26 protein-coding genes and 2 pseudogenes are annotated in these 26659 nt (G+C 71.2%); 15 read left to right on the forward strand and 13 right to left on the reverse strand.

Features of this window, described 5'->3' with window-relative positions:
- Window positions 1–366: 366 nt before the first annotated feature.
- Window positions 367–1374, forward strand: coding sequence for a hypothetical protein (locus tag ACIBJC_RS06400; protein WP_399288730.1), 1008 nt, complete (start codon window positions 367–369; stop codon window positions 1372–1374).
- Window positions 1375–1476: 102 nt separating this feature from the next.
- On the forward strand, window positions 1477–3006 hold the full coding sequence (locus tag ACIBJC_RS06405) for an amino acid permease (RefSeq protein ID WP_399288732.1): 1530 nt from the start codon (window positions 1477–1479) through the stop codon (window positions 3004–3006).
- Window positions 3007–3085: 79 nt separating this feature from the next.
- Here ACIBJC_RS06405 and ACIBJC_RS06410 read toward each other — a convergent pair whose 3' ends face one another.
- From ACIBJC_RS06410 to ACIBJC_RS06420, 3 genes are all read right to left on the reverse strand, one after another.
- On the reverse strand, window positions 3086–3886 hold the full coding sequence (locus tag ACIBJC_RS06410) for a glycoside hydrolase family 75 protein (RefSeq protein ID WP_399288735.1): 801 nt from the start codon (window positions 3884–3886) through the stop codon (window positions 3086–3088).
- A 149-nt stretch (window positions 3887–4035) separates the two neighbouring features.
- The gene (locus ACIBJC_RS06415) at window positions 4036–4530 is read right to left on the reverse strand and encodes an NUDIX domain-containing protein (protein WP_399288738.1); all 495 of its coding nucleotides are present in this window, start codon (window positions 4528–4530) and stop codon (window positions 4036–4038) included.
- Between the two features lie 289 nt (window positions 4531–4819).
- The gene (locus ACIBJC_RS06420) at window positions 4820–5749 is read right to left on the reverse strand and encodes an oxidoreductase (RefSeq protein WP_399288741.1); all 930 of its coding nucleotides are present in this window, start codon (window positions 5747–5749) and stop codon (window positions 4820–4822) included.
- Between the two features lie 231 nt (window positions 5750–5980).
- On the opposite strand from ACIBJC_RS06420, the gene ACIBJC_RS06425 reads away from it, so the two are divergent.
- Entirely contained in the window at window positions 5981–6634 is a 654-nt protein-coding gene (locus ACIBJC_RS06425) for a GntR family transcriptional regulator (RefSeq protein ID WP_399288742.1), read from the forward strand.
- A 36-nt stretch (window positions 6635–6670) separates the two neighbouring features.
- Window positions 6671–7525 carry a hypothetical protein gene (locus tag ACIBJC_RS06430; protein ID WP_399288744.1) on the forward strand — a complete coding sequence of 285 codons (855 nt, stop codon included), beginning with the start codon at window positions 6671–6673 and terminating at the stop codon, window positions 7523–7525.
- Window positions 7526–7625: 100 nt separating this feature from the next.
- On the opposite strand, the gene ACIBJC_RS06435 is transcribed toward ACIBJC_RS06430, so the two are convergent.
- From ACIBJC_RS06435 to ACIBJC_RS06445, 3 genes are all read right to left on the reverse strand, one after another.
- Window positions 7626–8519: an ABC transporter substrate-binding protein gene (locus tag ACIBJC_RS06435; protein WP_399288747.1), complete on the reverse strand. Its 894-nt coding sequence runs from the start codon at window positions 8517–8519 to the stop codon at window positions 7626–7628.
- A 128-nt stretch (window positions 8520–8647) separates the two neighbouring features.
- The gene (locus tag ACIBJC_RS06440; protein ID WP_399288750.1) at window positions 8648–9307 is read right to left on the reverse strand and encodes a response regulator; all 660 of its coding nucleotides are present in this window, start codon (window positions 9305–9307) and stop codon (window positions 8648–8650) included.
- Between the two features lie 2 nt (window positions 9308–9309).
- Window positions 9310–10293, reverse strand: a complete 984-nt coding sequence (locus tag ACIBJC_RS06445; RefSeq protein ID WP_399288753.1) for a histidine kinase — start codon at window positions 10291–10293, stop codon at window positions 9310–9312.
- A 221-nt stretch (window positions 10294–10514) separates the two neighbouring features.
- Between ACIBJC_RS06445 and ACIBJC_RS06450 the strand changes: the two genes are divergently transcribed.
- From ACIBJC_RS06450 to ACIBJC_RS06460, 3 genes are all read left to right on the forward strand, one after another.
- Complete coding sequence (locus tag ACIBJC_RS06450) at window positions 10515–10805, forward strand: DUF3040 domain-containing protein (RefSeq protein WP_399288756.1); 291 nt, start codon at window positions 10515–10517, stop codon at window positions 10803–10805.
- Between the two features lie 420 nt (window positions 10806–11225).
- Entirely contained in the window at window positions 11226–11711 is a 486-nt protein-coding gene (locus ACIBJC_RS06455; protein WP_329825836.1) for a TrkA C-terminal domain-containing protein, read from the forward strand.
- A 7-nt stretch (window positions 11712–11718) separates the two neighbouring features.
- Window positions 11719–13020: a cation:proton antiporter gene (locus tag ACIBJC_RS06460; protein WP_399288759.1), complete on the forward strand. Its 1302-nt coding sequence runs from the start codon at window positions 11719–11721 to the stop codon at window positions 13018–13020.
- Window positions 13021–13141: 121 nt separating this feature from the next.
- Here ACIBJC_RS06460 and ACIBJC_RS06465 read toward each other — a convergent pair whose 3' ends face one another.
- A complete protein-coding gene (locus ACIBJC_RS06465; protein WP_399288762.1) occupies window positions 13142–13717 on the reverse strand; it encodes a TerD family protein in 576 nt (191 codons plus the stop codon).
- Between the two features lie 218 nt (window positions 13718–13935).
- On the opposite strand from ACIBJC_RS06465, the gene ACIBJC_RS06470 reads away from it, so the two are divergent.
- Both ACIBJC_RS06470 and ACIBJC_RS06475 read left to right on the forward strand, forming a co-directional pair.
- Complete coding sequence (locus ACIBJC_RS06470; RefSeq protein WP_399288765.1) at window positions 13936–14379, forward strand: BlaI/MecI/CopY family transcriptional regulator; 444 nt, start codon at window positions 13936–13938, stop codon at window positions 14377–14379.
- A 4-nt stretch (window positions 14380–14383) separates the two neighbouring features.
- Window positions 14384–15370: a M56 family metallopeptidase gene (locus ACIBJC_RS06475; protein WP_399288768.1), complete on the forward strand. Its 987-nt coding sequence runs from the start codon at window positions 14384–14386 to the stop codon at window positions 15368–15370.
- A 38-nt stretch (window positions 15371–15408) separates the two neighbouring features.
- Here ACIBJC_RS06475 and ACIBJC_RS06480 read toward each other — a convergent pair whose 3' ends face one another.
- The gene (locus ACIBJC_RS06480; protein ID WP_399288771.1) at window positions 15409–15624 is read right to left on the reverse strand and encodes a hypothetical protein; all 216 of its coding nucleotides are present in this window, start codon (window positions 15622–15624) and stop codon (window positions 15409–15411) included.
- 83 nt (window positions 15625–15707) lie between these two features.
- Between ACIBJC_RS06480 and ACIBJC_RS06485 the strand changes: the two genes are divergently transcribed.
- Window positions 15708–16142 (forward strand): hypothetical protein, encoded by a 435-nt coding sequence (locus ACIBJC_RS06485; protein ID WP_399288774.1) that lies wholly within the window; start codon window positions 15708–15710, stop codon window positions 16140–16142.
- Window positions 16143–16496: 354 nt separating this feature from the next.
- Here ACIBJC_RS06485 and ACIBJC_RS06490 read toward each other — a convergent pair whose 3' ends face one another.
- From ACIBJC_RS06490 to dhaK, 3 genes are all read right to left on the reverse strand, one after another.
- Complete coding sequence (locus ACIBJC_RS06490; protein WP_399288777.1) at window positions 16497–16904, reverse strand: PTS-dependent dihydroxyacetone kinase phosphotransferase subunit DhaM; 408 nt, start codon at window positions 16902–16904, stop codon at window positions 16497–16499.
- Entirely contained in the window at window positions 16904–17530 is a 627-nt protein-coding gene (gene dhaL, locus ACIBJC_RS06495) for a dihydroxyacetone kinase subunit DhaL (RefSeq protein WP_399289797.1), read from the reverse strand. The genes ACIBJC_RS06490 and dhaL overlap by 1 nt, the downstream gene beginning before the upstream one ends.
- Window positions 17531–17645: 115 nt before the next feature.
- A complete protein-coding gene (gene dhaK / locus ACIBJC_RS06500; RefSeq protein ID WP_399288779.1) occupies window positions 17646–18638 on the reverse strand; it encodes a dihydroxyacetone kinase subunit DhaK in 993 nt (330 codons plus the stop codon).
- Window positions 18639–19210: 572 nt separating this feature from the next.
- On the opposite strand from dhaK, the pseudogene ACIBJC_RS06505 reads away from it, so the two are divergent.
- From ACIBJC_RS06505 to ACIBJC_RS06525, 5 genes and pseudogenes are all read left to right on the forward strand, one after another.
- A pseudogene (locus ACIBJC_RS06505) lies at window positions 19211–19413 on the forward strand (IS5/IS1182 family transposase); the annotation flags it as partial.
- 411 nt (window positions 19414–19824) lie between these two features.
- Window positions 19825–20184 (forward strand): annotated as a pseudogene (locus ACIBJC_RS06510) (phosphotransferase); the annotation flags it as partial.
- Window positions 20185–20682: 498 nt separating this feature from the next.
- On the forward strand, window positions 20683–21045 hold the full coding sequence (locus ACIBJC_RS06515) for an alcohol dehydrogenase catalytic domain-containing protein (RefSeq protein ID WP_399288782.1): 363 nt from the start codon (window positions 20683–20685) through the stop codon (window positions 21043–21045).
- Between the two features lie 499 nt (window positions 21046–21544).
- Window positions 21545–22597: a zinc-binding alcohol dehydrogenase family protein gene (locus ACIBJC_RS06520; RefSeq protein WP_399288785.1), complete on the forward strand. Its 1053-nt coding sequence runs from the start codon at window positions 21545–21547 to the stop codon at window positions 22595–22597.
- A 404-nt stretch (window positions 22598–23001) separates the two neighbouring features.
- Window positions 23002–23151: a hypothetical protein gene (locus ACIBJC_RS06525; protein WP_399288788.1), complete on the forward strand. Its 150-nt coding sequence runs from the start codon at window positions 23002–23004 to the stop codon at window positions 23149–23151.
- A 213-nt stretch (window positions 23152–23364) separates the two neighbouring features.
- On the opposite strand, the gene ACIBJC_RS06530 is transcribed toward ACIBJC_RS06525, so the two are convergent.
- Window positions 23365–25035, reverse strand: a complete 1671-nt coding sequence (locus ACIBJC_RS06530) for a thiamine pyrophosphate-binding protein (protein WP_399288791.1) — start codon at window positions 25033–25035, stop codon at window positions 23365–23367.
- Window positions 25028–26518, reverse strand: a complete 1491-nt coding sequence (locus ACIBJC_RS06535; protein ID WP_399288794.1) for an aldehyde dehydrogenase family protein — start codon at window positions 26516–26518, stop codon at window positions 25028–25030. The genes ACIBJC_RS06530 and ACIBJC_RS06535 overlap by 8 nt, the downstream gene beginning before the upstream one ends.
- Window positions 26519–26659 lie beyond the last annotated feature (141 nt).

The raw sequence follows: 26659 nt of genomic DNA on the forward strand, positions 1-26659 counted from the left end.
AACGGAGAGTTGCGAAAGATCAGCAAAGTGTTCGAAGGACCGGACCGGGCCCCTACACTGATCGCCGCGGCGGCAGGGTGTGCTCGATCAGCTCGCCCGGCCGGTGGGCGTGGTGACGACCGCGCCTTCGCATGACCCAGCCGGAACGTTTCACCCCCCACTGTCCTTGAGGATCTATGTCGACCATCCATTCATCCGGGCGCCTCCTCGGCGGTCTCCTGGACCACGGCACCGCCCGCCATCTCCGGGTCCCAGGACCACCAGGGACCGGGGTGGAGAGCCGGTGCTAGTCCCTTCCGCCCTCCAGCCCGCCCCCCGGTTCCCCCGCGCACGGACGGAGCCCAACCGGCGGACGGAGCACCACTGATGGCGAGTGTGAACTTCCGACCCGTCTACCACCCGGCAGGCCACGACAACGAGCTGCGCGCGGCCGTGCAGGAGTTGCGCACCGGACGCTGGGTCTCGATGCGCAACCTCCTTGACGGGACCAGCGACTGGCCCCTGTGGACCCAGCGCACCCAGGTGCTGGCCGCCGTGGCCGCCGGATCCGACGCCGTACAGGCGTGGCGGAGCGAGGAGCCGGGCAGCGTCGCCGCGACCGTCATGCACACCCGTGTCCTGGTCGAACGCGCCGTACGCGCCCACCGCGAGGGCCACGCGCGCACCCAGGAGCTGTGGCAGCAGGCGTGGGAGGCGTGCGGCACCGCCGCCCGGCTGGCCCCCGACGATCCGGTGCCCTGGGTGTGTCTGCTGGCGCTGGCCCAACTCGACACCAAGCAGCGGCTGGAGGAGCACCGGCTGCCGCCCCCCGGACCGATGCTGTTCCCCGGACCCTGGGCCCTGCTCGCCGAGGTGGACAAGCGCGACCCGTACAACCGCGAGGCGTACCACCGCATGCTGCAGTTCGTGTACGCGCGGCGGACCGACGGCTCCCTCTCGGAAGCGGTCAACTTCGTCCAGTGGGCCGCCTCCTCCGCCCCCGAGGGCTCGCCGCTGCACGCCATGCCGCTGTTCGTCAGGACGGAGCGCTACCGCCGCGACAACGGCCATGAGAAGGCCCTCGACCTGCACTGGGTCACCGAGGACGCCACCCGAGACGCGCTGCGGGCCCTGAACCTCTGGTTCGACCGCGCCGTCCTGGCCGAGGCGTCCCTGCTCGACCTCAACCACCTCGCGCACGCCCTGTGGGGCGCCCTCCAATTCGGCGAGGCGGCCAGGGTGTTCGAGGCGCTCGGCCCGTACTACGTCTCGCTGCCCTGGGCGTACCGTACGCGCAGACCCGGCGACCCCGCCGAGGCCGAGGACGTGTTCCTGCGGGCCCGGAGCCGCTGTCTCAGCGCCGTACGCGAGCCCCGCAAGGGCCCGTCCGGCTGAGCCGCGCCCCGTACCGCTCATCATCTTCTCCCCGCGGCCGTCCCCCTCCGTCCGCTCTGTTCCCGTCCCCGTTTGTGTGTGTTTCGTTCCGGAGGTAGTTCCATGTCCGTTTCCCCGCCGACCTGGTCGAAGACCGAGCCCGCGCCACCGGTGGACGAAGAGAAGCGGCTGCGCGAGCTGGGTTATCAGCCGGTGCTCGCCCGGCGCATGGGCGGCTTCGGCAACTTCGCCATCAGCTTCTCCGTCATATCCATCCTGTCCGGCTGCATGACGCTCTACGGCTTCGGCATGGGCACCGGCGGTCCGGCCGTGATGCTCTGGGGCTGGGCGGGCGTCGGACTCTTCGTGCTCTGTGTCGGCATGGCGCTGGCCGAGGTCACCAGCGCGTACCCGACCTCGGGCGCCCTCTACTACATGGCCGACCGGCTCGGTGGACGCAAGTGGGGCTGGTACACCGGCTGGCTCAACCTGCTCGGACTGCTCGGCGCGATCGCCGGAATCGACTACGGCGCCGCGCTGTTCACCGGGGCCTTCCTCAATCTCCAGTTCGGATTCAGCCCCACACCCGGCTGGACCTTCGTCATATTCCTCTGCATCCTCTTCCTGCACGCCGTGCTGAACCTCTTCGGCGTCAGGCTGGTCAGTGTGCTCAACTCCATCAGTGTGTGGTGGCACCTGGCCGGTGTCGCCGTCATCGTCGGCGCCCTCGCGATCGTTCCGGACAGCCACCAGTCGCCCTCGTTCGTCTTCACCGAGTTCGTGAACGACACCGGCTGGCAGAACCCGCTCTACGTCGCGGCCATCGGCCTGCTGCTCGCCCAGTACACCTTCTGCGGTTACGACGCCTCCGCCCACCTCTCGGAGGAGACCTCGAACGCGTCCGTCACGGCGGCGCGCGGCATCGTCCGGGCCATCTGGGTCTCCTGGATCGCCGGGTTCGCCCTGCTGGCCGGTCTCACCTTCGCGATCCAGGACTACGCCGGCGCCCAGAACAGCGCCACCGGTGTGCCGCCCGCGCAGATCCTCATCGACGCCCTCGGCACCAGCGGCGCTACGGCGCTGCTCCTGCTCGTCATCGTCGCGCAGCTCTTCTGCGGCAACGCGGAGGTCGCGGCGGCCAGCCGGATGGTGTTCGCGTTCAGCCGCGACAACGCGCTCCCGGGCTCCGCGCTGTGGCGGCGCGTCAGCAGCCGTACGCAGACACCCGTGCCCGCGGTCTGGCTGTCGGTCATCGTCGCCGGTGTGCTCGCCATACCCTCCCTGTACTCCGCGACCGCGTACGGCGCGGTGACGGCCATCAACGTCATCGGCATCACGCCCGCCTACGCCATCCCGATCTACCTGAAGCTGCGTGCCAAGGACCGCTTCGAGCCGGGCCCCTGGACCCTGGGCCGCTGGAGCAGGCCCATCGGCTGGATCGCCGTGGTGTGGGTGGCCCTGGTCACCGTGCTCTTCTGCCTGCCCCAGACCAACCCGGTGACCGTCGACTCCATGAACTACGCGGTGATCGCCCTGGCCGTCGTCCTGGTCCTGGCGACCGTCTGGTGGTACATCGCCCGCGGCTCGTACAGCACCCCGCAGGCGTACGGCAACGCCCGCGAGCAGTCCGAGATCTCCGAGGGCATCGTCTGAGCGCCGGACTCCGTCCCTCCGGGGGTGGTGGTGTGCGACGGGCTCAGGCCCGCACACCACCACCCCCTTCCTGTTGTTCTCAGTTCTCCCTGAGGAACTTGTTCGCCAGCTCGTTGCCGAGCCGTACGGCGGCGTCGTGGTCCTCAAGAGGGGAGACCTGGGAGTGCTTGAAGACGATGTACGTGACCCCGGAGGGGACCCCGCCCCCGGCCGGGTCGGTCAGGATGCCGAGACCGCGCGCCGCGGCGTGCGAAGCCTCACCGATGATCCCGGGCGGCCCGATGTCCCCGACGACGGCGTACTGCACCTTGTTGGCGTGGATGACGGCCGCGACGGACCCGCCGTGGATCCCCGACGAGGAGTGGTCCCAGATCGAACTCGTCATCGGAACGACGATGTACGGCAGCTTCTCCGCGTTGAGATGCCGGCCGTCGCTCTGGGTGAAGGCGGTCTGCTCCTGGTAGTACGGGTCCGCCTCGTGGTTGCACCGCGCCGTGAGCTGACCGTCGCAGTCGATGTCCATGTCGGCCTTCCAGAACACCGCGCCCTTCGTGTCGCAGACGGCGACGGTGGGCGGTGTGTCGTCGCGGGTGCGGTAGAGCTCGTTCGAGATCCGGTCGCACTCCCCGGCCCGGGCGAGCAGCGCCGCCGCACTGGCCGTGCCCTCGGCGGGAGGCCCGGCCGCGCCCTGTCGTACGGGCGCCCGCGCGGCGGACGGCGCGGTGGACGGGAAGGCGGCGGACGACGGTTCGGCGGTGGGCGGCGGGGCGGGCAGCGGGCCCGTGGGTACGGCGAGGGCGGGCAGCACCGTGGCGGGGACCACCGCGGCGGCCAGCAGCGCGGTGCCGGCGGTGAGGAAGACATGCGTGCGTGGGTGCACGGAGAAGTTCCCTTTCCTGGATGTCCGGGGAGGGCGGGGGAGGGGCGGTGCCGCGTGCGGTGAAGGCTCACCGGCGGGGCGCGGCGCACCGTGGGGCCGCGGGGGGCTCGTTGCCGGCGCGGGCCCGGTGGCCCGCTCGGGGACGTGTCTCAGCCACCGGGCCGGGACGGAGGACGGCCGTCGGCTATGTACCGGCGCAGGCGGTCGAGGAAGACGCGCTGGCCTGCCACCAGCGGCTGTACGGCGTCCGCCAGGGAGAACCAGGCGAAACGGTCCAGCTCGGGGAAGTCCCGCAGCACGCCGGAACCCCGGGGCCATTCCATGGTGAAGGTGCCGGGCACGGCCAGGTCCGGGTCGAGATCTCCCTCGACGGCCCAGACGGTGACCGTCTTGCCGCCCCGCTGCCGGGACTCGCCGAGCGGGATCCAGGGCCCCTGGGGCACCGGCAGCCCCAGCTCCTCCCGGAACTCCCGGCGCGCCGCCGCCTCGGGCGCCTCGCCGGCCTCGTACTCCCCCTTGGGGATCGACCAGGCGGCGTCCTCACGGCCGGACCAGAACGGCCCGCCCATGTGTCCGAGAAGCACGGCGGCACCGGAGTCCGTGACCCGGTGCAGCAGCAGTCCCGCGCTTCGTTTGCCCGACATGCCGTCAAGTCTGTGCACCAGCAAACCAGGTCGCCATGCGAACACCACGCCGAGAGCGCACGCGGCGGCGGGCGTGGCTCGGGAGTGTCGCCCGCGTTTCCCCGGCGTGACGCGGTAAAGGAGGGGCCGGTGGCACGGAAGAGGGCGCCCCGGTCCTCGGGTGACCCCATCGGTCCGATCGTATGAACGGTTGCGCCGTACGGGGGCGGCGCGGGCCGCGTCCGGCGGGGAGGAAGAGGCGGTCGGTGCTACGGGACGGCCCCCTCCTCCTCGCCTTCCCGGCCCCCGATCAGCCGAAGTCCGGCGTCACGCCGGTCAGCCGGGCCGACACCTCCCACAGCCTCTCGGCCGTCGCCTCGTCCCGTGCCCGGGACGAGGACCGCGCGATCCCCGGGGCGCCCCGTACCTCCAGCGGTCCGCGCGGGCCGTAGTACTCCCCGCCCCGCGCGGCGGGATCGGTGGCCGCCCGCAGTACCGGCAGCGCGCCGGCCGAAGCGGTCTGGGTGAACAGACGGGTGAGCCGCTCCGCCTTCGCGGCCAGCGGCTTGCCCGCCATGACGGGCCCCGCCTGGCCGAGTTCGGTCGCGGAGAGCCCGGGATGGGCCGCCAGCGCGTGGATGTCACGCCCGGCGCGCCGCGCCCTGCGCTCCAACTCGGCCGTGAACAGCAGATTGGCGAGCTTGGCCTGGCCGTACGCGGGCCACTTGCGGTAGCCGCGCTCCCCGGCCAGATTGCCGAAGTCGATCCCGCCGATGCGGTGCGCGAGCGAGGAGACCGAGACCACCCGGGACGGCCCCGACGCCCCCAGTGCCGGCAGCAGCAGGCCGGTCAGGGCGAAGTGCCCCAGATGGTTGGTGCCGAACTGCATCTCGAAACCGTCGGCGGTGTGGCGCAGCGGCAGCGCCATCACCCCGGCGTTGTCGACCAGCAGATCGAGCTGACCGTCCACGGTCCGCGTCAGGGTCCCGGCCGCTTCGCGCACGGACGCGAGATCGGCGAGATCGAGCCGGACGAGGCGGAGCTCGGCGCCGGGGACCGCCGCCCGTACCGCCGCCACCGCGCGTGCGCCGCGCTCCGGACTGCGGCAGGCCAGCACGGTCAGCGCGCCGGCCCGGGCCAGGGCGAGCGAGACCGCCGCCCCGATCCCGCTGTTGGCGCCGGTGACGACCGCGCTGGTGCCGGTCAGGTCGGGGATGTCGTCCGTGCTCCAGGCTCGCATGCCTCCTTCTTACTCCAGGGAATGGAACAGATGCACGGAGGGCGCACCCCGGAACGGCTGTCGGCGCTCAGACGTGACGCGTTCGGGCGACGGTGACGGGAACCTCTGCCGACGGTGACGGGAACCTCCGTCACCGTCGACGGCCGGGGCGTGTGGACGCGGCGAGCGGTCCTCACCGTGGCTTGTAATCGATTATTCCATTGATAATCGATTATCTGTTACGGTCGGCCCATGGCGGAACACGGATCACCGTCGGAGCGGCTCTACGCCACGCTGCGCGCGGCCATCCTGCACGGGGTGTTCGTGCCGGAGCAGCCACTCAAGCCGCAGGAGCTGGCGAGCGAGGAGAAGGTCAGCCTCGCCGTCGCACGCGAGACCCTGCTCCGCCTGGTGGGCGAGGGCCTGGCGACCCGGCTGCCGAACCGGGGGTTCGCGGTCCCGGCGGTCGACGCCGAGCGCCGGCAGCAGATCGCGGAGGCACGTGCCGTGACCGAGCCGGCGATGCTCCGGCTGTCCGTCGAGCGGGGCGGCGTCGACTGGGAGGTACGCGTCCGAGCCACCCACCACCACCTCGCCCGCACGCCGTTCAGGGAACCGGGGGGTACGTACGTCTCCGACGAGTGGTCCGAGGCGCACCGCCGGTTCCACCGCGCGCTGCTGGAAGGCTGCGGCAACCCGGTACTTCTGGACGGGTTCGACCGTCTGTGGACGGCGAGCGAGCTGGCCCGGCGCTGGTCCGGCACCCTCGTCCCGGAGCGGGACGGCGGGCAGGAGCACGCCGCTCTGGAGGAAGCCGCCCTGAGCCGGGACGCCGAACGCGCGGCCGACCTGCTCGCCCGGCACGTCCTGCACACCACCCGGAACCTGACCGTACGCGGGGACTGAACCCCGCGTCACCTCAGACGAATTCAGGAGACACCCATGGACCTCACCGCCGGCCGTCGCTGTCACGGCGTCGTCAACCCCCTGCACTCGGCCATGTACTTCGCACCGGAGGTGGCGGACGAATTCGCCGCCCTCGGGCTGGAGCGGAGGGCCATGGCCTACTTCGCGGGCCGCGCGGCCCCGCTCGGGCCGGTCGGCGCTGGCACGGTCACGGCGACGTTCTACAACTTCAACCACGACCACGTGGCCCGGCACATACCCGCGGCGTGGACGGTCACCACGCCGGAGGCGGTGCTCGCCGCGCGGCTGCGCGGCGCGGACCGGATGCTGCGGCGGCTGCTCGGGGAGGAGGCCCTCGCGTCGAAGGGGATGGCCGAGGCGGCCGAACTGGCGCTGCGCGCCACCGAGGCGTGTCGCCGCGAGGCACGGCCGCTGTACGCCGCGAACGCCGGCCTTCCCGTGCCCGAGGCGCCGCACCTGGCCCTGTGGTACGCGGCGACCCTCCTGCGCGAGCACCGGGGCGACGGTCACCTCGCCGCTCTGGTGGTGGCCGGCCTCTCCGGGATCGAGGCGCTGGTCCTGCACAACGCCACCGGCAAGGCGGTGGCATCGGCCGTGCTCAAGCAGACCCGCGGATGGTCCTCGGAGCAGTGGGCCGCCGCCCAGGACGGGATGCGCGAACGCGGTCTGCTGGACGAGGCGGGGGACCCCACGCAGGAGGGGACGGCCCTGCGCGGCGAGGCCGAGGCGCTCACCGACCGCCTCGACGCCGCCCCGTACGACCACCTCGGCGCGGCAGCCACCGCGCGCCTCACCGAGCTGGCCGACGGCTTCACCCGGACCGCGGTGGCCGCGGGCGCCTTCCCCGCGCAACTCTTCGGCAGGGGCTGAGGCGCCCGGCCACTCCGGTCCCTCCGGCCACGAGAGGCGCCGCCCGACCGGGGTGCGGGCCAGGCCGCCGGCGGATGCCCGCACGTGGCGGACGGCGCGCCTACCCGCCGTCCGCCGCGTCCGCCCCGACCGCCGCCAGGGCGTCCGTGACGGTGTCGAGGGAGCGGGCGTGCGCGCGATGGCTGGACGGCGTCTCCGGGTTCCACGCCACGATCCGCGCCCGCTCCTCGATGGCCCGCCAGTGCGCGTTGTCCTGGAGCAGCTCGCGCGGCGCCGCGTTCGCGCGTACGTCCGCGAGCACGATGTCCGGGGCCAGCGCGGCGGCCTCGGACCACTCGACCGTACGCCAGTTGGCCCCGCCGCCCTCCTCCGGCGAGATGAGGTCGACGCCCAGCTCCGTCAGCGCCCGCAAGTCGGGCCAGGTGTCCGGGCGGGCCAGGTACGCCGTCTCGGGCCCGGCCGCGGAGAGCGCCAGCACCCGGGGGCGCACGGGCCCCGCCGCCTGTGCGCGCAGCCGCGCCTCCGCGCGCTCCAGCTCCGCCACCGCGGGCTCCAGCGGCGCTTGCAGCGAGCGCGCCAGCTCCGAGAACCGGTCCCTGATGGAGTCGAGCGAACGGTCCTTCCCCACCTCGATCACGACGACCGGGATCTGCTCCTCCAGGTGCTTGGCGGCCTCCGGGTCGATGCCGTACACCTGTCCCGTGCCGTAGCCGACGGCGACCGCCAGATCCGCCTCGGCGGCGTGGACGCCCTCCAGGTCGAAGGCGCTGCCCGCGCCGAAGGAACGCACCTCGGCGAGGGGCAGCTCGCCCGCCTTCGCCGGGTCCTGCGTCTCTCCGTCATGGTGGGAACCGAAGATCCCCAGCGGGCGCACTCCGTGGTCCCACAGCGTCGCGCCGGCCTGTATGTAGGCCACCACCCGTGTCGGACGATCCGGTGCCGCGGTGAGCCGGCCGCGATCGTCCGTGAACTCCCAGCTGTTGCCCGGGTTCATGCCTCGCCTCGTTCCGCTCGTGTTGGTGCGGTGTCCGGGGCGCCGTATCCGTACGCGGGTTCGTACGGGGCCGCCCCTCAACTCTCTGCCCAACAGGGGGCGCGCGGACTCCCCACACGGGAAAGAGCCTAGGGCTCGATCAGACCGGCCCGGATCGCGTACCGCGTCAGTTCCAGCCGGTCACGCAGCCCCAGCTTCTGGAGGAGGTTGGCGCGGTGGCGCTCCACGGTCTTGGCGCTGATGAGCAACAGACCGGCGATCTCCTTGGAGGTGTGTCCCTCCGCCACGAGCTTGAGGATCTCCTCCTCCCGGGGGGTGACGGCGCTGTCCGGGATGCTGTCGCCCTGCCGTACCCGGTCGAGGTAGTTACGAATCAGGGCCGTCACCGCCCCCGGGTAGAGGAAGGGCTCGTCGCGCATCGCCGCCCGGCACGCCTCCACCAGGTCGCGGTCCGCCACGGACTTGAGGACGTAGCCGCTCGCCCCGGCCTTCAACGCCTCGAAGAAGTACTGCTCGTTGTCGTACATGGTCAGCATCAGGATGCGGGTCCCCGGCTGGAGCCGGGAGAGCTCGCGCGCCGCCTGAAGGCCGGTCAGCCGGGGCATCGCGATGTCCAGGATCACCAGGTCGGGGCGTTCGGCGCGGGCCAGTTCGATGGCCTCGGCCCCGTCGCCGGCCTCGCCGACGACCGTCAGGTCCGGCTCGTTGTCGAGGATCAGCCGGACCCCGCGGCGGACCAGCGCGTGGTCGTCCGCGAGCAGGATGCGGGTCGGTGTCGTCTCGGCCATGGTCAGTTGCTCCCGTTCCTGATCGGCACACGCAGGCGTACGCCGGTTCCGCCGCCCCGTCCCGCGTGCTGTCCCCGCTCTTCTCCCTGGCCGGGGTCCACGGTGATCTCGGCCCCGATGAGCAGGGCCCGTTCCCGCATGCCCCTGATCCCCGCGCCCTCGGTCGCCGTACCGACGCCCCGGCCGTCGTCCGCGAGGAGGAGTTCCACGCCGGTGGGCGTGCGCCGGAGCGCGAGATCGACCCGGCGCGCGTCCGCGTGACGGACGATGTTGGTCAGCCCCTCCTGCGCCACCCGGTAGACGACCAGCTCGACATCCTCGCCCAGCGCCGGCAGATCGCCGTCGAAGCGCTGGCGGACCGTCAGCCCGGTGTGCGTGGTGATCTCCGTGGTCAGCGCCTTGAGTGCGCTGATCAGTCCCAGCTCCTCCAGGACGCCGGGGCGCAGCCGGCGCGCGATCCGGCGGATCTCGTCGAGGCTGTCGCGCGTCGTCTCCTGCACGTGGAGAAGGTCGGCGCGCAGCGGGGCCGGGGCTCCGTCGGCGACCCGCTTCAGTTCGAGCAGGACGGCGGTGAGGGTCTGGCCGACCTCGTCGTGCAACTCCTGTGCGATCCTGCGGCGTTCGGCCTCCTGCGCGGAGAGCGCGAGTCCGCTGCTCGCCGCACGTTCGGCCTCCAGCCGGTCGAGCATGGTGTTGAACGTCATGATCAGCTCGGCGATCTCGCCGTGTCCCGACACCGCGGGGCGGCGGCCGGGGCGCAGCAGATCGGTCGTCGTCATCGCCCGGGTGAGCCGTTGCAGCGGAGAGAGCCCCACGCGCAGCAGCGCGGCGTTGGCGACGAGCATGGCCACCAGCCCGAGGGCCATGATCAGGGCCTCTGTGAGCAGTACGGGGGCGGACACGGTGACGGGGCCGAGCAGCAGCAGGGCGGTGGCCGCGAACAGGACCGCGGCGTTGAGCAGAAAGATCCGCCAGAACAGGGACACGGGGCATGGCCTCCTCGCAGGTGACGTCCCCACTATCACCCGTGCGGGAGGAGTGGCCCGACCACCGCCCCGGCACCCCCACGCGTCTACATGTCGCGCCCCCGCCGATGTGGGTGTCGATGCGGATGGCGGGGGAGGGCCACGACGGGCGACCGTAGAGGGACGCCGTCCGGGGAGACGGCGCGGGTACGGGAGCGGGTACGGCGGCGGGGAGGCGGACCATGGCGACGAACGAGGACCGACGACTCGGTGATCTGGCGGAGCAACTCCGCCACGACGACCCCCGGTTCTTCCACGCGCTGGAGGCCGGCACCCCGTGCCGCCCCCGCGAGTACCGGCACGGCACCGCCTGGCTGACGCTGGCCGTCGCGCTCGGCGGGCTGGCCCTCGGTATCGTCCTCGGCCATGGGCTCCTCATCGCGGGAGGACTGGTACTGGCGGGGATCGCCGCACATCGCTTCGACCCCGACCGCGCCCGGGTGAGGCAGGGCATCGGGCCGCCTCCCGGGTAGCCCCCCTGGCCCCGGCGGGCTTGCGTCGCCGGGAACGACGAGCCGCCGGAGTCTCCGGCGGCTCTTTTCGTTGTATAGGCCACAAACCTCACAAATTATTTTACGTTAAAATAGTTTGCAGGTGACCAACGCTCTCTTGAGCATTGGCGCGCCCATTACTTGAGATGCTGGGCGGTCGGTCGAATTCGCGGGGGCGGAGGGGGCGGTTCCATGAGACGCGCACCCCTGTCGGCCCGTCGCGGCCGGTCGGCCGGCACGGTGTCCGTCGCGTCGCGGGTCCCCTTACAGGTGCTTCCTCGCGACGCATGATGCAGAATCCCTGTCCGGTGGCGGACGGCTGACGCAGTCGTGCCCCGTCGCCGTACCAGGGGTCAGCATGCCCGCACACCCTCACGCCACGCCCGCATGGAGCCGTTTCCTATGGAGCACACCGCTCACGTCAGCAAGACCACCCTGCCCGGGGTCGGCACCCGCTACGACCTCAACACGGAAGCGGGAAAGCATCTCTCGGTCGTCGTGCACCAGGACGGGCGCCGCATCCTGGCCTTCCACGACCCCGAGGACGACGACAACTGCCGGGACGCCGCGACCCTCGCCCCGCACGAGGCGACCGCGCTCTGCAAGCTCCTGACGCCCGACCCCGTCGCCCATCTCCACCAGCACATCGAGATCGACCTGGTCACCGAGCACATCCCGGTCACCAAGCGTTCCCCCTATGTCGGCCGGACGCTCGGCGCCACCCAAGTACGCAGCCGCACCGGCGCCTCCATCGTCGCCGTCCTGCGCCGCACCGACGCCTTCCCCTCGCCCACCCCGGACTTCCGCTTCGCCCTGGGGGACACGCTCGTCGTCGTCGGCACCCGGGAAGGCGTGGACGCCGTCGCCGAACTGATCACCGGAGGATAAAGCGCCCGTGCACGAGACCACCGCACTGCTCATCGAACTCGGGGCCATCATCCTGGCTCTGGGGATACTCGGCCGGCTCGCCGGCCGCGTGGGCTTCTCCGCCATTCCCCTCTACCTGCTCGCCGGACTCGCCTTCGGGCACGGCGGACTCCTCCCGCTCAACGCGAGCGAGGAGTTCGTCGCCACCGGCGCCGAGATAGGCGTGATCCTGCTCCTGCTCCTCCTGGGGCTGGAGTACAGCGCGTCCGAACTCGTCTCCAACCTCAAGACGCAGTACCCCTCCGGCATCGTGGACTTCGTCCTGAACGCCGTGCCGGGCGCCGTCGCCGCGCTGATCCTGGGCTGGGGACCGGTCGCCGCGGTGGCGCTGGCCGGTGTCACCTGGATCTCCTCCTCCGGAGTGATCGCCAAGGTCCTCGGCGACCTCGGCCGCCTCGGCAACCGCGAGACCCCCGTGATCCTCGGCGTCCTCGTCATCGAGGACCTCGCCATGGCCGTCTACCTGCCGCTGCTCACAGCCCTGCTCGCCGGGCTCAGCCTCGCGGGCGGCAGCCTGACGCTGCTGATCTCGCTCGGCACGGTCGGCGCGGTGCTCTACCTGGCGCTGCGCCACGGCCGGCTGATCAGCCGCGCGGTCTCCTCCGACAACCCCGAGATGCTGCTGCTGGTCGTCCTCGGCCTCACCGTGCTCGTCGCCGGGGTCGCCCAGGAGCTCCAGGTGTCCGCCGCCGTCGGCGCGTTCCTCGTCGGCATCGCGCTCTCCGGAGAGGTCGCCGAGGGCGCGCACAACCTGCTGGCCCCGCTGCGCGACCTGTTCGCCGCCGTCTTCTTCGTCTTCTTCGGCCTGAACACCGACCCGGCCGCCATCCCGCCGGTCCTGGTGCCCGCCCTCCTCCTGGCGACCGTCACCACCCTGACGAAGATCGCCACCGGTTGGTACGCGGCGAAGCGCGCCGGGGTCAGGACGGCCGGCCGCTGGCGGACCGGCGGCACCCTCGTGGCACGCGGTGAGTTCTCCATCGTCATCGCCGGTCTGGCCGTCGGGGTGGAGCCGCGGATCGGCCCGCTGGCCACCGCGTACGTCCTCATCCTGGTGATCCTCGGCCCGCTGGCCGCGCGCTGGACGGAGCCGCTGGCCCGCCGGATCACCGGTGGCTCCAAGGCCCCTGCCCCGGCCGCCGCCGCGCCCGTACCGCTCGTGAAGGCCGAGCCGTCCGCGCAGGCGGAGCCGTCGGCCCCGGCCGAGCAGTCCGCACGGGCCGAACCGCCCGTGCCCGAGGCGAACGACACGGCGACCAGCCACAGCTGACCGCCCGGCCCGCCGTCGGGCCGTCCCGGCCGGAACCCCGGAAGGCGAACGGGGCACAGGACGCGCGCCCTGCGCCCTGTGCCCCTGTCCTGGTGGTGCCGGCCGTGGGCCGGCACCGGTGTCAGACCCCGACGCCGAAGTCCGCGGCGATGCCCGAGAGACCCGAGGCGTACCCCTGGCCGACCGCGCGGAACTTCCACTCCGCGCCGTTGCGGTACAGCTCGCCGAAGACCATCGCCGTCTCCGTGGCCGCGTCCTCGCTCAGGTCGTAGCGGGCCAGCTCCGCGCCGCCCGCCTGGTTGATCACCCGGATGTACGCGTTGCGCACCTGGCCGAAGCTCTGGCCACGGTTCTCGGCGTCATGGATCGACACCGGGAAGACGATCTTCGAGACCTGGGCCGGCACATTGGCCAGGTCCACCTTGACGGTCTCGTCGTCGCCGTCGCCCTCGCCGGTCAGGTTGTCACCGGTGTGCTCGACGGAACCGTCCGGGCTCTTGAGGTTGTTGTAGAAGATGAAGTGCTGGTCGGAGGAGACCTTTCCGGACTCGTCGCACAGCAGGGCGCTCGCGTCGAGGTCGTAGTCGGTACCGGTCGTCGTCCGTACGTCCCAGCCGAGGCCGACAAGGACCGCTGTCAGTCCCGGCGCCTCCTTGCTGAGCGAGACATTGCCGCCTTTGGACAGGGAAACTCCCACGCTGCTCCTCCTGAGCTGAGCCGAATCGGTCATGCGGAAGTAAAATCTACAGGAGTGTAGAAGCGAACGGGAGCGAGATCCGGCCCGCCCTCCTGGCCGGTGTCCGACGGCTGGTCCGACCCGCTACCGGTCCACCCGGCCGGACGCCGTACACCACCGGCTCCGTAGCATGGTCCGTTCGCCCCGTGGTGCGTCCGCGCGGCCGGAGGGAGACAACGGTGACGGTGCACGGCAGTCCTGACGAGCGCCCCCGGCGGCGCGGCCAGGGCGAACTGGAGGCGCAGGTACTCGCCGCGCTCCGGCAGGCGCCGGGGCCCGTCACGGCGGCCTGGGTACAGGAACGGCTCGGCGGGAACCTCGCGTACACGACGGTGATGACCATCCTGACCCGCCTCCAGGCCAAACGGGCGGTCACCAGGGAGCGCGCGGGTCGCTCGTTCGAGTGGCGCGCGGCCTCGGACGAGGCGGGGCTCGCCGCCCTGCGGATGCGCAAGGTGCTCGACGGCGAGACGGACCGTGAGGCCGTCCTGGCCCGCTTCGTCACCGCGCTCTCGCCGGACGACGAACGGATGCTGCGCGATCTGCTCACCCTCCCCGAGGACGGCTTCCCCGAAGGCGGATTTCCCGGGGACGGCTTCCCCCAGGGCGGGACGGAGGGCTGACGGGATGGGGGTGTTCGTCTTTCTGCCGCTCGTACTGCCGCTGACCGCGCTGCCCGTCGCGCGCCTCGCCGAACTCCATCTGCACCCCCGGGTCGCCACCCGGCTGCTCTCCGCGCTCGCCGCCGTCCTCGCGGTGTGCAGCACGCTCTGCCTCGGCCTGCTGGTGGTCGTCGGTACGGCGCAGCTCCCCGGCAACCCGCTGCCCGACGCCTGGTCGGACCCCGAGGTCCGCGAGGCGGTCCCGTACGACGAGATCGCGGGCAAGGCGGCCATCGTCGCGCTCGCCGCGGTCGCCGTGGGGTGCCTGACCGCCGCCTGGCGCCACCGGCGCGTACGCCGCAGCGCGCAGGAGGCCCTGGCCGGTCTGCCCGGCGGCGAGCTGGCCGTCCTGGCCGACGAGGCACCGTACGCCTACGCCCTCCCGGGCCCCGGGCCGTCCCGAACCGAGCCAGGGGACGGCACGGGCGCGGCGGCCGGGACGCGCGGGCGGATCGTGGTGTCCACGGGGATGCTCGCCTGCCTGGACGACCAGGAGCGGGACGCCCTGATCGCCCACGAACGCGCCCATCTCGCGGGCCGGCACCACCGGTTCCTGCTGACGGTACGGCTGGCCGCCCGCGCCAACCCGCTGCTGCGCCCGCTGCGTACGGCGGTCGCCTACACCAGTGAGCGCTGGGCGGACGAGGAGGCGGCCCGGGTGACCGGCGAGCGCACGGTCGTGGCCCGCGCCATCGGCAAGGCCGCGCTCGTCTCCCGGGGCACCCCGGCGCCGACACTGGCCGGGTTCGCCGCGCCGAGCCCCGGACCCGTCCCGCGCCGGGTGGCCGCGCTGCTGGGGCCCGCGCCGACGGCCGTCCACTGGCCGTCCGTACGTACCGCGGTGGGGCTGGCCGTCTGGGCCGCGGCGGCCGGAACGGTCGGCTCCGCCCTGTCCTCGGCGAACGCCATGGTCACGCTCTTCCTCGTCCTCCAGGCGGCCACACCCTTCTGAACGCGGGCTCCGTCCCCGGCCCCCGCCCGGTGCGCGGATCAGCCCGCCACGGGCCGGGAGGCGTGCCTCCCCGGCTCCCGGCGCCCCGGATCCGAGAGCACGGGCGCGACCTGCCCGAACAGCACCGCGCGCACCACACGGGGCGCGAAGAGCACACCGACCGTCGAGTTCAGATGGGTCACTCCCCGGAACGCGTCCCCGACGACCGGATCCTCTCCCACGCGCTCCATCACCCGCTCCAGATACCAGGCCACCGGCCGGTCCGCCGCACGGACCCGCGCCGCGTTGCCCCGCGCCCCCGGCAGCCCCCGGCAGCACCCGGTCGGCCCCGGCCGCGATGTCCCAGGCCTGCCGCGACGCCCCGGCCAGCGCGCGCTGGACGCGCCGGGTCGTCGGTGTACGGCGGGGATCCGCGAGCGCGTTCGCCAGCGCGAGCGCGCCGAGCGCGGCCACCGCCCTGCCCTGCCCGTACACCGGGTTGAAGGAACACAGCGCGTCCCTGGTGGCGAGGAACCCGGCGGGCCGCCGCCCCGGCCTGTCGTACCGCCGCCGTACGTTCGCCGTCGAACGGAACGCGTGCACCGGCGACGCCGGCTCCGCCTTCAGCAGCCATTCGTGCAGCGCCGGATGGGGGAGCCGGGCCGTGAAGCCGAGGAAGCCGGTGTCGTCCGAGGGCGGTTCGCTGCCGCGCAGCCCGCTGAGTGTGACCAGGTGCAGACCGCTCTCGACGGGCATCACCGACCCCCGCCCGGGGCTCGGGCCCGTCGGGTAAGCGGTCACGCTCGACGACGGTCACCCGGTCGGCGTGGTCGCTCAGCACCCGGGCCGTCAGCAGGGCCGACAGGCTCCCTCCCACCACGACGGCGTGCCGCGTCCGGCGGCCCGGTGCGCCTTCCGTTCCCTCGCCCGCGCCGCTCGCGCCCCGTACACCGGTGTCCGCGCCTGCCGAATCCGCCATGCCTGTCCCTCCGGGGGTCCTGGGGCCTGCCCGGCCCTGAGCCGCCACCCGGCGCAGAGGGCACCGGTGCCCGCGTAGCGGCTCAGTATTCCGGTGGCGTGAGGCCAGGATCACGACGACTACGCGCCGTTCTCCCCGGTCCGGGGCGGATTCCGTACGCGTACGGGGTCACTCCTTGCGGTACTGGTACGCCTCCGCCGCCGCGGCCACCACCGCGTCCAGATCCCCGCCCGCCGAGGCGGTGACATACGCGGCCACGGCGCCCTCCACGAACGGCGCGTCCACCAGCCGCGCTCCCTCCGGCAGCTCCTCGCCCTCGGCCAGCAACGCCTTCACCGTCAGCACGGCGCTGCCCAGATCCACCAGGAGAGCGACCCCCGCACCGCGGTCCACCTCCGCCGCCGCGGCCGAGATCAGCTCCGAACTGGTCCCGAGCCCGCCGTCCTCGGTGCCGCCCGCGGCCGCGACCGGGGCCGCCCCGCCGCCCGCCAGCCCCCGCGCGAGGTCGGCGACGGCCGTGGCGAGCGCCGCGCTGTGGGACACGAGCACGATGCCGACCGGCTGTCCGGCACTCATCACGCCGCCTCCGCCGTGTCGGCGAGGGCCGCGATCAGCAGCGCGGACGACGTGGCGCCCGGGTCCTGGTGCCCGATGCTCCGCTCACCCAGATAGCTCGCCCTGCCCTTGCGCGCCTGGAGGGGTACGGTCGCGAGGGCGCCCTGTTCCGCGGCCTCGGCAGCCGCCCGGAACGACGTGCCGGCCGACATCGGCGCCGCGCCCAGCGCCTCGACCGCGGGCTCCAGCGCGTCGATCATCGTCTTGTCCCCGGCCGCGGCCCCGCCGAGCTGCGCCACCGCCGCCACACCGGCGCCCAGCGCCTCGGCGAACTGTGCGGGCGTGACCTCCGCAGCGTCCCCGAGCGCCTTGCCCGTACGCCGCAGCAGCGTCCCGTACAAAGGGCCGGACGCGCCGCCCACGGTGGAGATGAGCCGGCGTCCCGCCAGGGTCAGCACGGCGCCGGGGGAGTCGGGCGCCTCCTCCTCCAGAGCGGCCGCGACGGCGCGGAAACCGCGCTGGAGATTGCTGCCGTGGTCGGCGTCCCCGATGGCCGAGTCCAGCTCCGTGAGCCGGTCCGCCGCCTGCTCCACCGCGTCGGCCGCGACCACCCCCAGCCAGCGGCGGAAGAAACCGGCGTCGAGCATGCGCTCCGATGTCTCGTCAGTCACGTGATCTCCTCACCCCGTGGAACGTTCCCCACGTCCCGGTCCCGCCCAGTCTGCCCTGCTGGTGACGGGCGCTCACCGTGGCGACGGGCGCTCAGCGGCCCCAGCGGAGCGCGGGGGTCTCGACCGGCGCGTCCCACAGCCGCAGCAGTTCCTCGTCGACCTGGCAGAGGGTGACCGAGCAGCCCGCCATGTCGAGCGAGGTCACATAGTTGCCGACGAGGGTGCGGGCCACCGCCACGTTCCGCTCGCCCAGTACCCGCTGGACCTCGGCGTTGAACCCGTACAGCTCCAGCAGCGGCGTACCGCCCATGCCGTTCACGAGGGCGATCACAGGGCCCGAGGGGCGCAGATCGTCCAGTACGGCGTGCACGGCGAAGTCCGCGATCTCCCGCGAGGTCATCATCGGGCGCCGCTCGCGCCCGGGCTCCCCGTGAATCCCGATGCCCAGCTCCAGCTCGCCCTCGGGCAGGTCGAAGGTCGGGCTGCCCTTGGCGGGCGTGGTGACGGCGCTCAGGGCGACCCCGAAACTCCGGGACAGCTCGTTCACCCGCCGCCCGATCGCCTCGACCCGCTCCAGCGGCGCCCCCTCCTCGGCGGCGGCGCCCGCCATCTTCTCGACGAACAGCGTCGCCCCCGTACCGCGCCGACCTGCGGTGAACAGACTGTCGGTCACCGCCACATCGTCGTTGACCAGCACTTTCGCGATTTGGATGCCTTCGTCCTCGGCCAGCTCGGCGGCCATGTCGAAGTTCAGGACGTCACCGGTGTAGTTCTTGACGACGAACAGCACCCCGGCACCGCTGTCCACGGCCGCGGCGGCCCGGACCATCTGATCGGGCACGGGGGACGTGAACACCTCACCAGGACAGGCGGCGGCCAGCATTCCGGGTCCGACGAACCCGCCGTGCAACGGCTCATGCCCGGACCCGCCCCCGGAGACGATCCCCACTTTCCCGGCCACGGGCGCGTCGCCCCGTATCACCACGCGACGGTCCACATCGACGGAGAGCTCGGGATGCGCGGCGGCCATGCCCCGCAGAGCGTCCGCGACCACGGTCTCCGGCACATTGATGAGCATCTTCAACGGTATCTCCTAGGTAGGCTGGCAGATGTGCCTCTGACCGGCGTTTTTGCAGGTCAAGGTGTGTGTGCACGCTTTGCGATCTTGGCGGTCTTCGGCGCTCCGAAGCGAGGTCCGGCGGTACTGATGCTGACCTCATGCCGACTTTTCTGATACATCGTCAGCCCCCTGTGAGGTGGTCCGACGCGGCGGGCTGCCGCCCCTTCCAGTATCGATCGAACCCGGCCAGGTGGCACGGCCGACGGCGAGATCGGGGGACGAGGTGAGCGTGGCTCTGATTTGTTTCAAGCGAGGCTGAGGGTGTCCGGTAACTGTTGGTCGTCGCTGGGGAGCGACGCGCAGGTCCCGGACGTACCAGTGGAACCGTGTGCCGTCCTTGCTGTGCGGCTGCTTGCCGGGGGCGAATCCTGCCCGCCGTGCGACTGCGGTGGATGGGGGGATTCTCCGGCGCCACCTGGATTACCGCCTCCTCCCTCCCCTCGTTGGCCGTGCACTGGGACACCAAGAGGACCGCCCGGGTAGCCAGGCCACGCCCCCTCCGTGACGGATAGTGGCTGTGGGTGATATCTGCTTGGCCGGACCGCCGAAGAAAAGGCGAAGACCTGCCCGACTGAAACCAGGCGCACAACACGTCCCATAAGCAGGTCCGCGCCAGCGTCGAGCACGTCCTCGCCCGCATGTACACCTCGAAAATCTCCGTGACTGCCGCATCAAAGGCAAGGGCGTCCACCACGCTACGCTCGGCATGGCCGGCCTCCACAACCTCGCCCTTGCGGGATTGGTGAGCGGCCCGCACCGCGACAGATACAGCCTCCGGCAATTCAAGAATTATTTACGGGGTACCCCTTAAGTTGCTTCCCTGGGGATCGGCCCAGTTTGTCTTTCATGACCTGCGTTTTTGTCTTCTGGAGGTCCTCCGGACTGTGTCGGTGGACCTTTCTGATCTTTCAGGAACCTGTCGAATTGATTTCATCTGTCTATTCTGATCTTCATGTCCGCGCGTGGTTCGTCGGCGGTAATCGACTCATTCTGCTCAGACTCGTGGTTGGCCGTCGTGCTCAGGCGCCGTACAGGTGGGGCCCTGAGCGCCGACGGCCTTCCGTGGTACAGCTGGCCCAGTGGTCAGGGAGCCGTGGTGTCTTCTGGATTCTCGGGGAGGTGGCCGTAGTGGGTACTCGCGGCCTGGGAAAAATCGCTGGCGGCCGCACCCTGGGACGGCGCTCCGGTCTGGATCCACGGCGACCTGCTGCCAGGGAACCTGCTCACAGCCAAGGGCCGGCTGTCCGCAGTCATCGACTTCGCCACGCTGCGCGCCGCTGCCCCGGCTGGCGACCTGCTGGCCGCGTGGTACGTATTCACCGGTGAGTCACGGCGGGTGTTCCGCAACGAGCTCGGTGTCGATGATGACACCTGGGCTCGTGGGCGAGGCTGGGCCCTTTCTCTCCAGCTGATCGCGATTCCGTACTACCGGAAGCGGCACCCTGACGCGGTGCGCGGACCGTCGCGAGTGATCGCCGATGCCCTGGCCGACTTCGCCGCCGAAGGCTAGAAGCAACGTTCACCTTGCGCCTACCACAGGAATCCGCCTCAGAGGGCGGCAGGCCTCAGGCTCCCGCTGACTCCTTCGACCCTTCGCCCCCGGAGCGGCGGTGATGAGCGGGTCGGGGTCGTGAAGGACGCCGAGCAGTGCGCTCAGTGCACGTCGCCGACCTCGGGGACGGTGAGGGCACGTGTGGCTGCCGAGGCGCGTGACACGGCCAGTGTCCCGGGAATCGCTCGGTCCGCAGGCATTCCCCGTGCGCGGTCAGCAGACCCCACTGCGTGTGAGCGGGCGTCAGACGCTCCTCGGGCAGGGGGGGCCTTAGTCTTACGACGACCAGCAGAGGGCGGGCGTCTGTGACGCCGCTGATCAGCAAGGCACGTCGGCGCCCGCAAGCCGCCCCTACCGAGGATGGAGGCGCTGTCTAAGATCCCCCCCGGCGGTGATACGTCTATGACGGAAGTATCCGGCGATCGTGTATGAGGAGTTCGGCCGCTCCGAGGTCCTGTGGCTCGCGGAGATCGAGGAGTCGAGCGCCCACCTGGCCAGGTCCGGCTGAAGGTCAAGGCCGTCGGCGTCAACAGTTTGGACCACAGAGTCCGCCGCGGTTGGCTGCAGCGCTTGTTCCCCGTGACCTTCCCCGTCACTCTGGGCTCGGAAGCGGTCGGCATCGTCGGCTGGGTCGGTGAGGGCGTCACCGACATCTCGGTCGGGGACGGGGAGTGGGCGCCAGCGTGGAGAGCCGGCTTCATGGAAGCTTCATACGCCCAGTGGTACGTGCTTTATGAGGCGGCTGTTGCCTGGAGGGCATGGATGTCATCCTCGTCCCGCCATCGACCGCCGTTGGTCACCATGATGTGCGGCACCTGACGACGGCGGTTGACATCGCACTGTCCGGGTCCGTCGTGCTCGGCGCGCTCCTTCATCTGGAGTCGAGCGGGCACGTGGATCCGGTGGGGTACACGCTCAGCGAGTACGCGCCGTATGAAGGAACCGCTGGCCTTTTCACGGCCGGTGCGGGGGCAGCGGCGGCGTTGCTCGCGGGTCCGCTCCACAATCGACTGACAGCAGTACCGGCTGCCTTGGGCGTCGGGTGCGCCGGACTCGCGCTCAGCCGTAGATCTGCTCGTGAACCCGATGTCGTCGCTCGACCCGGCCACGGCGGGGCGGAACTTCGAACTGACGCTCACCGGCCCCGAGACCAAGTGGCCGATCGTCGGACTGTTCAGTTCCCGATCCATCCCTGGTAAGCCGTCTGGCCGAGGTGCGCTCGCCCATGGTCTCACCAGGTGGGCGAGGCACAGGCGGCTCCATGGAGTCCTAGATGAACCGCGTAACGATCTGAAGGAACGTGAGAGTGGAACAGACCATGATGGCGGTCCGCCTGTTCGAGCATGGCGGGCCCGAGGTGCTCAAGTACATCGAGGCGCCGATTCCCGAGGTCGGCCCGGACGACATCCTGATGCGCGTGCATGCCACGGCCGTCAACAGCTGGGACCTGCGCTACCGGTCGGGCAACCTGCCGCAGCCCCTCCCGGGACGCCCGCCGTGGCCCCTGCCGTTCCAGCTCGGCCGGGACGCGGCCGGTGAAGTCGTCGCCACCGGCGAGAACGTCACCAGGTGGCGCCCCGGCGACAGGGTGGTGCAGCTTCCGCACCCGCCGTGCCGTAACTGCGCCTTGTGCCTACGCGGACTCGAAAACCTGTGCATCGACACCGCCTACCCCGGACACCAGGTCTTCGGCGGGTACGCCGAGTACGTCGCCCGCCGCCAGGACGCGATCCTGCCCATCCCCGACGGCGTCGAATTCGAGACAGCCGCAGCCACCATGTGGACCTACACCACTCCGCTCAACTGCGCGCGGCAGGCACCTGTCGGTCCCGGCGACACGGTGGTCATCACCGGCGCCAGCGGCGGAATGGCCATCGCCTGCGCACAACTGGCCAAGCTGAGCGGAGCCACCGTCATCGGCACCACCACCAAACCGGACCGCGACGAAGCGCTCACCAAACTCGGCTACGACCACATCGTGCACTCCACCGATCCCCGACTGCCGGCACAGGTCAGGGAGCTGACGCGCGGTCTGGGCGCGGACGCCGTCTGGGACTGTGTCGGCGGCAACGACTTCTTCCAGCTCTCCCTTTCCTGCATACGCCTCGGCGGCACTGTCATCGTCCTGGGCACACCGACCGGCCAGGGATCCCGGCTTGAGCTGGACGCACTCGCCCTCATCGGCCAACAGGTGACAATCGCCAGCGTGCGCGGCGCCACCCTGCGCGACCAGCAGCTGTGCCTGGAACTGCTGGCAGACGGAAAGATCAACCCGATCATCGACCGGGCCTTTCCCCTGGCAGAGGCAGCCCAAGCTCACGCATACCTGGAAAGTCAACGACAGACCGGCAAAGTGATCCTCCTGCCATGACACCCGGGTCGATTGCTGACGCCCGCAGAAGGCGCGCTGAGCACGCCATCCTCGACCTGGCCGGAACTCCAGGGACTGGAGAAGGGGGTCAAGGGGTCGCAGGTTCACATCTTGTCGGCGTCAATCAGGAGGACAAGCCCGCCTGATTGACGCCGGTAGGTGACCGCCCAAGATGCCCCGAGCCGCCCGCCGTCCTTGGCCATGCCTGGTCGCGGGGTCGACTCGGGGCGTTCGGTGTCAGGGCCCTTGCCCTGAGGAGCTGCTGTCGCGCATGCAGAACATGTTCGACCTGAACTCCTTCGACAGACGATCAAGGAGATCCTGCAGGAGTACTTCGTCGATACTTCTGGATCACCACCAGCGGCAATTTCTCCGACCACGCACTCACGAACGCCATCCTCACCGTGGGCGCGGACCACATCCTGTTCTCCGTCGTCCATCCCTACTCGGACAACGCCGCAAGCACCGACTGGATCGAGAGGACGCCCATAAGCGAATTCGACCGCCGCAAGATCGCACACGGCAACGCGCGCTCTCTGTTCGGCCTGGGCTGACGCGAGCTGAACGTGTCGTGTGATCGAAGCGGTCGGCCGGTGCAATCGGGCAGGTGGGGAAGGGCGGCATCCCGCTGAGGTCGAACGGGGCTGCGGAGGGCGGCCGGCCCGACTCGATGGTTGCGTATTTTGCCGGCGGTCCTGGTCCACACGAACGGCTTCGGGGTCGCTCCTGGGCCGAAGGGAGCGCGAGTCCGGGAAAGAGCCGTTCTGTCAGCGGGCCTTGAGCGGGGTGAGTCCGCTCGGCAGTCCCTCCATCCGGTCCTGCACGATGTCGATGATGCTGGGCCCGGGCTGGGCCAGGGCTTCGTCGATCGTGGCCCGGAGATCGGTGTCGCGGGTGACACGCGCTCCGTACCCACCGAGCATCCGTGCGAACGCGGCGAAGTCCGGGTTGTCGAGGAAGACGCCGGAATAGCGCTCGTCGTGGGCGAAGCGCTGCCGGTCGCGGGTGTTGCCGTAGGCGAAGTTGTTGACGACGAGATTGACCACGGGAATGCGCTCACGCACGCAGGTCTCGAAATCCTGGGCGACCATCCAGAAGCTGCCGTCCCCGCTCAGCGCGACGACGCGTTCATCCGGCCGGGCCAGCGCCATCCCCATCGCCGCGGGCAGGCCCCATGCCATCGCCCCGCCCGGAGAGCCGTACTGGCTGCGCGCCCGGTCGAAGCCCACGTGACGCAGGATCCAGGGCCCGAAGGTGTGGACGTCCTGGACGAGGACCAGGCCGTCGCGGTCGGCGAGCCGCTGCACAGCCTCCGCCAGCGCGACGGAGGACACGGTCTCGGAGGGAGCCGGCAGTGGGGGCAGAGCGGCCGCGTCGTCGTACTCCTTGCGCAGCGCCTCTCGACGCGCCGTCCGGCGGGCCGCGCGTGCCGGGTCGGCGGCGATCAGCGGGGTGAGTGCGCCGGCCAGTTCGCGTGAGGCGGCGGCCGCCTCGGACACGAGACCGACGCGCGGCGGGTATATCCGGCCCAGCTCGACCGGATCGATATCGACGTGCACCAAGTCCGCCTCGGGCGGCACGAGTGTCCACCGCTTCGTGGTGAACTCGGAGAACCGGCATCCCAGAGCCACCACGAGGTCCGCGTCACGCAACGCCTGCTCGGACACCTCGTGCGCGCCGTACCCGAGAGTTCCGAGGAAGGCGGGATGGCGGTTGGGCACGGCGTTCTTGCGCAGCCATGTGGTGAGGAGCGGGGCGCCGGCGGACTGTGCGAGCGAGAGGTGTGCCTCCGCGCTCCCCGCGCCGCCGCCGACAATGATGACCGGTCGTTCGGAGGCCGCCAGGAGCCGTGCGGCTTCCGTGATGCCGTCGGGGTGGGGAGCCGAGGGGTAGCTGCGCACCCTCGGGCCCGGTGACAGCGTCACCGGTTCCTGCAGTACGTCGAGCGGCAGTGACACCACGACCGGGCCGGGTCTGCCGGTGACCGCGGTGCGGACCGCGCGTTGCAGCAGCTCCGGGATCCGGTCCGGCCGGTGGATCTCCACGACCCACTTGCACATCGGCCGGAACGCGGACACCACGTCCATCTCCTCGAAGGAGCGGCGCTCGGTGATGGAGCCGGGCACCTGCCCGATCAGGACGAGCAGCGGGATCGACTCGTCGTGGGCGTTCTGCACCGCGATGGACAGGTTGGCCGCTCCCGGACCGCGCGAGGCCAGACAGACGCCCAGCGGCCCGCCCGCACGGGAGAAGCCGTCGGCCATGAAACCGGCGACCTGCTCGTGGCGGGTGGACAGATAGCGCACCGTCTCCTGCCGGGTGAGCGCGTCGATCAGGTCCATGACGGTGGTGCCAGGCAGCCCGAAGACATGGGTCACACCCTCGGTGGCAAGGCACTCGACGACGAGGTCGGCGCCCCGGCGTGGCTGCTCAGACAAGGACGTTCACCGCCTTCAGTTCCGTATAGCTCAGCATTTCCTCAATACTCTCCTCGCGGCCGAGACCTGAGGATTTGATGCCGCCGAAGGGCATCCCCCAGAAGTGCCGGGAGGCCCCGTTGATCCAGACGTATCCGGCTTCGACGCGGTCGGCGAGGGAGAGAGCGGTCGAGACGTCACGGGTCCAGATGCTCGCGGTGAGGCCGTAGTCCACGCCGTTGGTGATGGCAACGGCCTCGTCCAGGTCGGTAAAGGTGAGCACGGACATCACCGGGCCGAACACCTCCTCCTGCTCGATCCGCATCCCGGGCCGCACGTCGGTGAAGACCGTCGGCTGCAGGTAGTGACCGCGCGCGAACGCCTCGCCGGGCGGCCGCCGACCGCCGTGGAGGAGCGTGGCTCCCTCGGCGAGGGCCACGTCGATGTACTGGCGGGCCTTGTCGTACTGCGCCGGGGACGCGAGCGGGCCCATCTGGGTGCCGGGGTCGACGGGGGAGCCGATCCGGATCGCGGCGACCCGGTCGCGGACCAGGGGCAGAACCTCTCCCGCGATCGAGGCGTGCAGCAGCACCCGTGAGGTCGAGCCGCAGGACTGGCCCGCGGACCACGCGAAGTTCATGCCGTTGACGATCCCCTCGGCCGCGGCCTCCAGGTCGGCGTCCGGACACACGATCAGCGCGTTCTTGCCGCCGAGTTCGAGGCTGATGTCCTTGACGCCGACCTCGGCCGCGTCTCGCTGGATGATGCGCCCCACCCGGTCACTGCCGATGAATCCGATCCGGCGGATCAGCGGGTGGCGCACAAGAGCGCTGCTCGCGGCGGGACCGTTCCCGGTGACCGTGGTCAGTACTCCGGGCGGCAGGACGCCGGCGGCGATCTCGGCCAGGCGCAGCGCGGACAGCGGAGTGATGTCCGAGGGCTTGAGGACCACGGTGTTGCCTGCCATCAACGGAGCGGCCACCTTGCTCGCCGCGAAGAAGACCGGATGGTTGAAGGGTACGATCCGCGCCACGACCCCGAAGGGTGAACGCCGCGTGAAGTGCAGGTTCTCAGGTGTGGCGGGGATGGTGGCCCCGCCCAGGTGTGAGGCGAAGTCGGCGAAGAGGTCGATCACCTCGGCACCCCACTCCACGTCGTTGCGCATCGCGGTCACGGGGTTGCCGGAGTCGAGCGCGTCGAGCAGCGCCAGTTCCTCGGCGTGCTCACGTACTGCCTCGGCCAGAACGCGCAGCCTGCGGCCTCGTTCCCGGACGTTGAGCGCTCGCCACGAGGCCCCCGCGTCGGAGGCCACGCGCACCGCTTGGTCGACGTCCTCGGCCGACGCGTCCGGTGCCACAGCGATCGGTGCCTCGGTCGCGGGACATTCCACGCTGTAGGTGCGACCGCTCCGGGCCAGCCGGGGTCGGCCGCCGACCGTGAGGAGCCACTCGCGGTCCGCCACCGCCTTCACCGCCTCGTCGATCGGTCCACTGGTCGTCGGCACAGTCTCTCCCTTCGACAGAATGACCCTCTGGTGTGCAGAAATCTAACGCCGGCCGCCCCGGCCGGTCAACGCACGACGCGGGCGGTTGACATGAAGTGAGGCAGAGTGGATTCTTCTGGGCAGATAGTTATTCTGCAAAGC

This window comes from Streptomyces sp. NPDC050509 (assembly GCF_044457965.1).
Classification (GTDB): Bacteria; Actinomycetota; Actinomycetes; order Streptomycetales; family Streptomycetaceae; genus Streptomyces.

Bases quoted from the DNA above. Each gene is read 5' to 3' on its own strand.
- ACIBJC_RS06400 (WP_399288730.1), top strand. From the start codon at position 367: ATGGCGAGTGTGAACTTCCGACCCGTCTACCACCCGGCAGGCCACGAC.
- ACIBJC_RS06405 (WP_399288732.1), top strand. From the start codon at position 1,477: ATGTCCGTTTCCCCGCCGACCTGGTCGAAGACCGAGCCCGCGCCACCG.
- ACIBJC_RS06415 (WP_399288738.1), bottom strand. From the start codon at position 4,530: ATGTCGGGCAAACGAAGCGCGGGACTGCTGCTGCACCGGGTCACGGAC.
- ACIBJC_RS06420 (WP_399288741.1), bottom strand. From the start codon at position 5,749: ATGCGAGCCTGGAGCACGGACGACATCCCCGACCTGACCGGCACCAGC.
- ACIBJC_RS06425 (WP_399288742.1), top strand. From the start codon at position 5,981: ATGGCGGAACACGGATCACCGTCGGAGCGGCTCTACGCCACGCTGCGC.
- ACIBJC_RS06430 (WP_399288744.1), top strand. From the start codon at position 6,671: ATGGACCTCACCGCCGGCCGTCGCTGTCACGGCGTCGTCAACCCCCTG.
- ACIBJC_RS06435 (WP_399288747.1), bottom strand. From the start codon at position 8,519: ATGAACCCGGGCAACAGCTGGGAGTTCACGGACGATCGCGGCCGGCTC.
- ACIBJC_RS06440 (WP_399288750.1), bottom strand. From the start codon at position 9,307: ATGGCCGAGACGACACCGACCCGCATCCTGCTCGCGGACGACCACGCG.
- ACIBJC_RS06450 (WP_399288756.1), top strand. From the start codon at position 10,515: ATGGCGACGAACGAGGACCGACGACTCGGTGATCTGGCGGAGCAACTC.
- ACIBJC_RS06455 (WP_329825836.1), top strand. From the start codon at position 11,226: ATGGAGCACACCGCTCACGTCAGCAAGACCACCCTGCCCGGGGTCGGC.
- ACIBJC_RS06475 (WP_399288768.1), top strand. From the start codon at position 14,384: ATGGGGGTGTTCGTCTTTCTGCCGCTCGTACTGCCGCTGACCGCGCTG.
- ACIBJC_RS06485 (WP_399288774.1), top strand. From the start codon at position 15,708: ATGTCCCAGGCCTGCCGCGACGCCCCGGCCAGCGCGCGCTGGACGCGC.
- ACIBJC_RS06490 (WP_399288777.1), bottom strand. From the start codon at position 16,904: ATGAGTGCCGGACAGCCGGTCGGCATCGTGCTCGTGTCCCACAGCGCG.
- dhaL (WP_399289797.1), bottom strand. From the start codon at position 17,530: ATGCTCGACGCCGGTTTCTTCCGCCGCTGGCTGGGGGTGGTCGCGGCC.
- ACIBJC_RS06520 (WP_399288785.1), top strand. From the start codon at position 21,545: ATGATGGCGGTCCGCCTGTTCGAGCATGGCGGGCCCGAGGTGCTCAAG.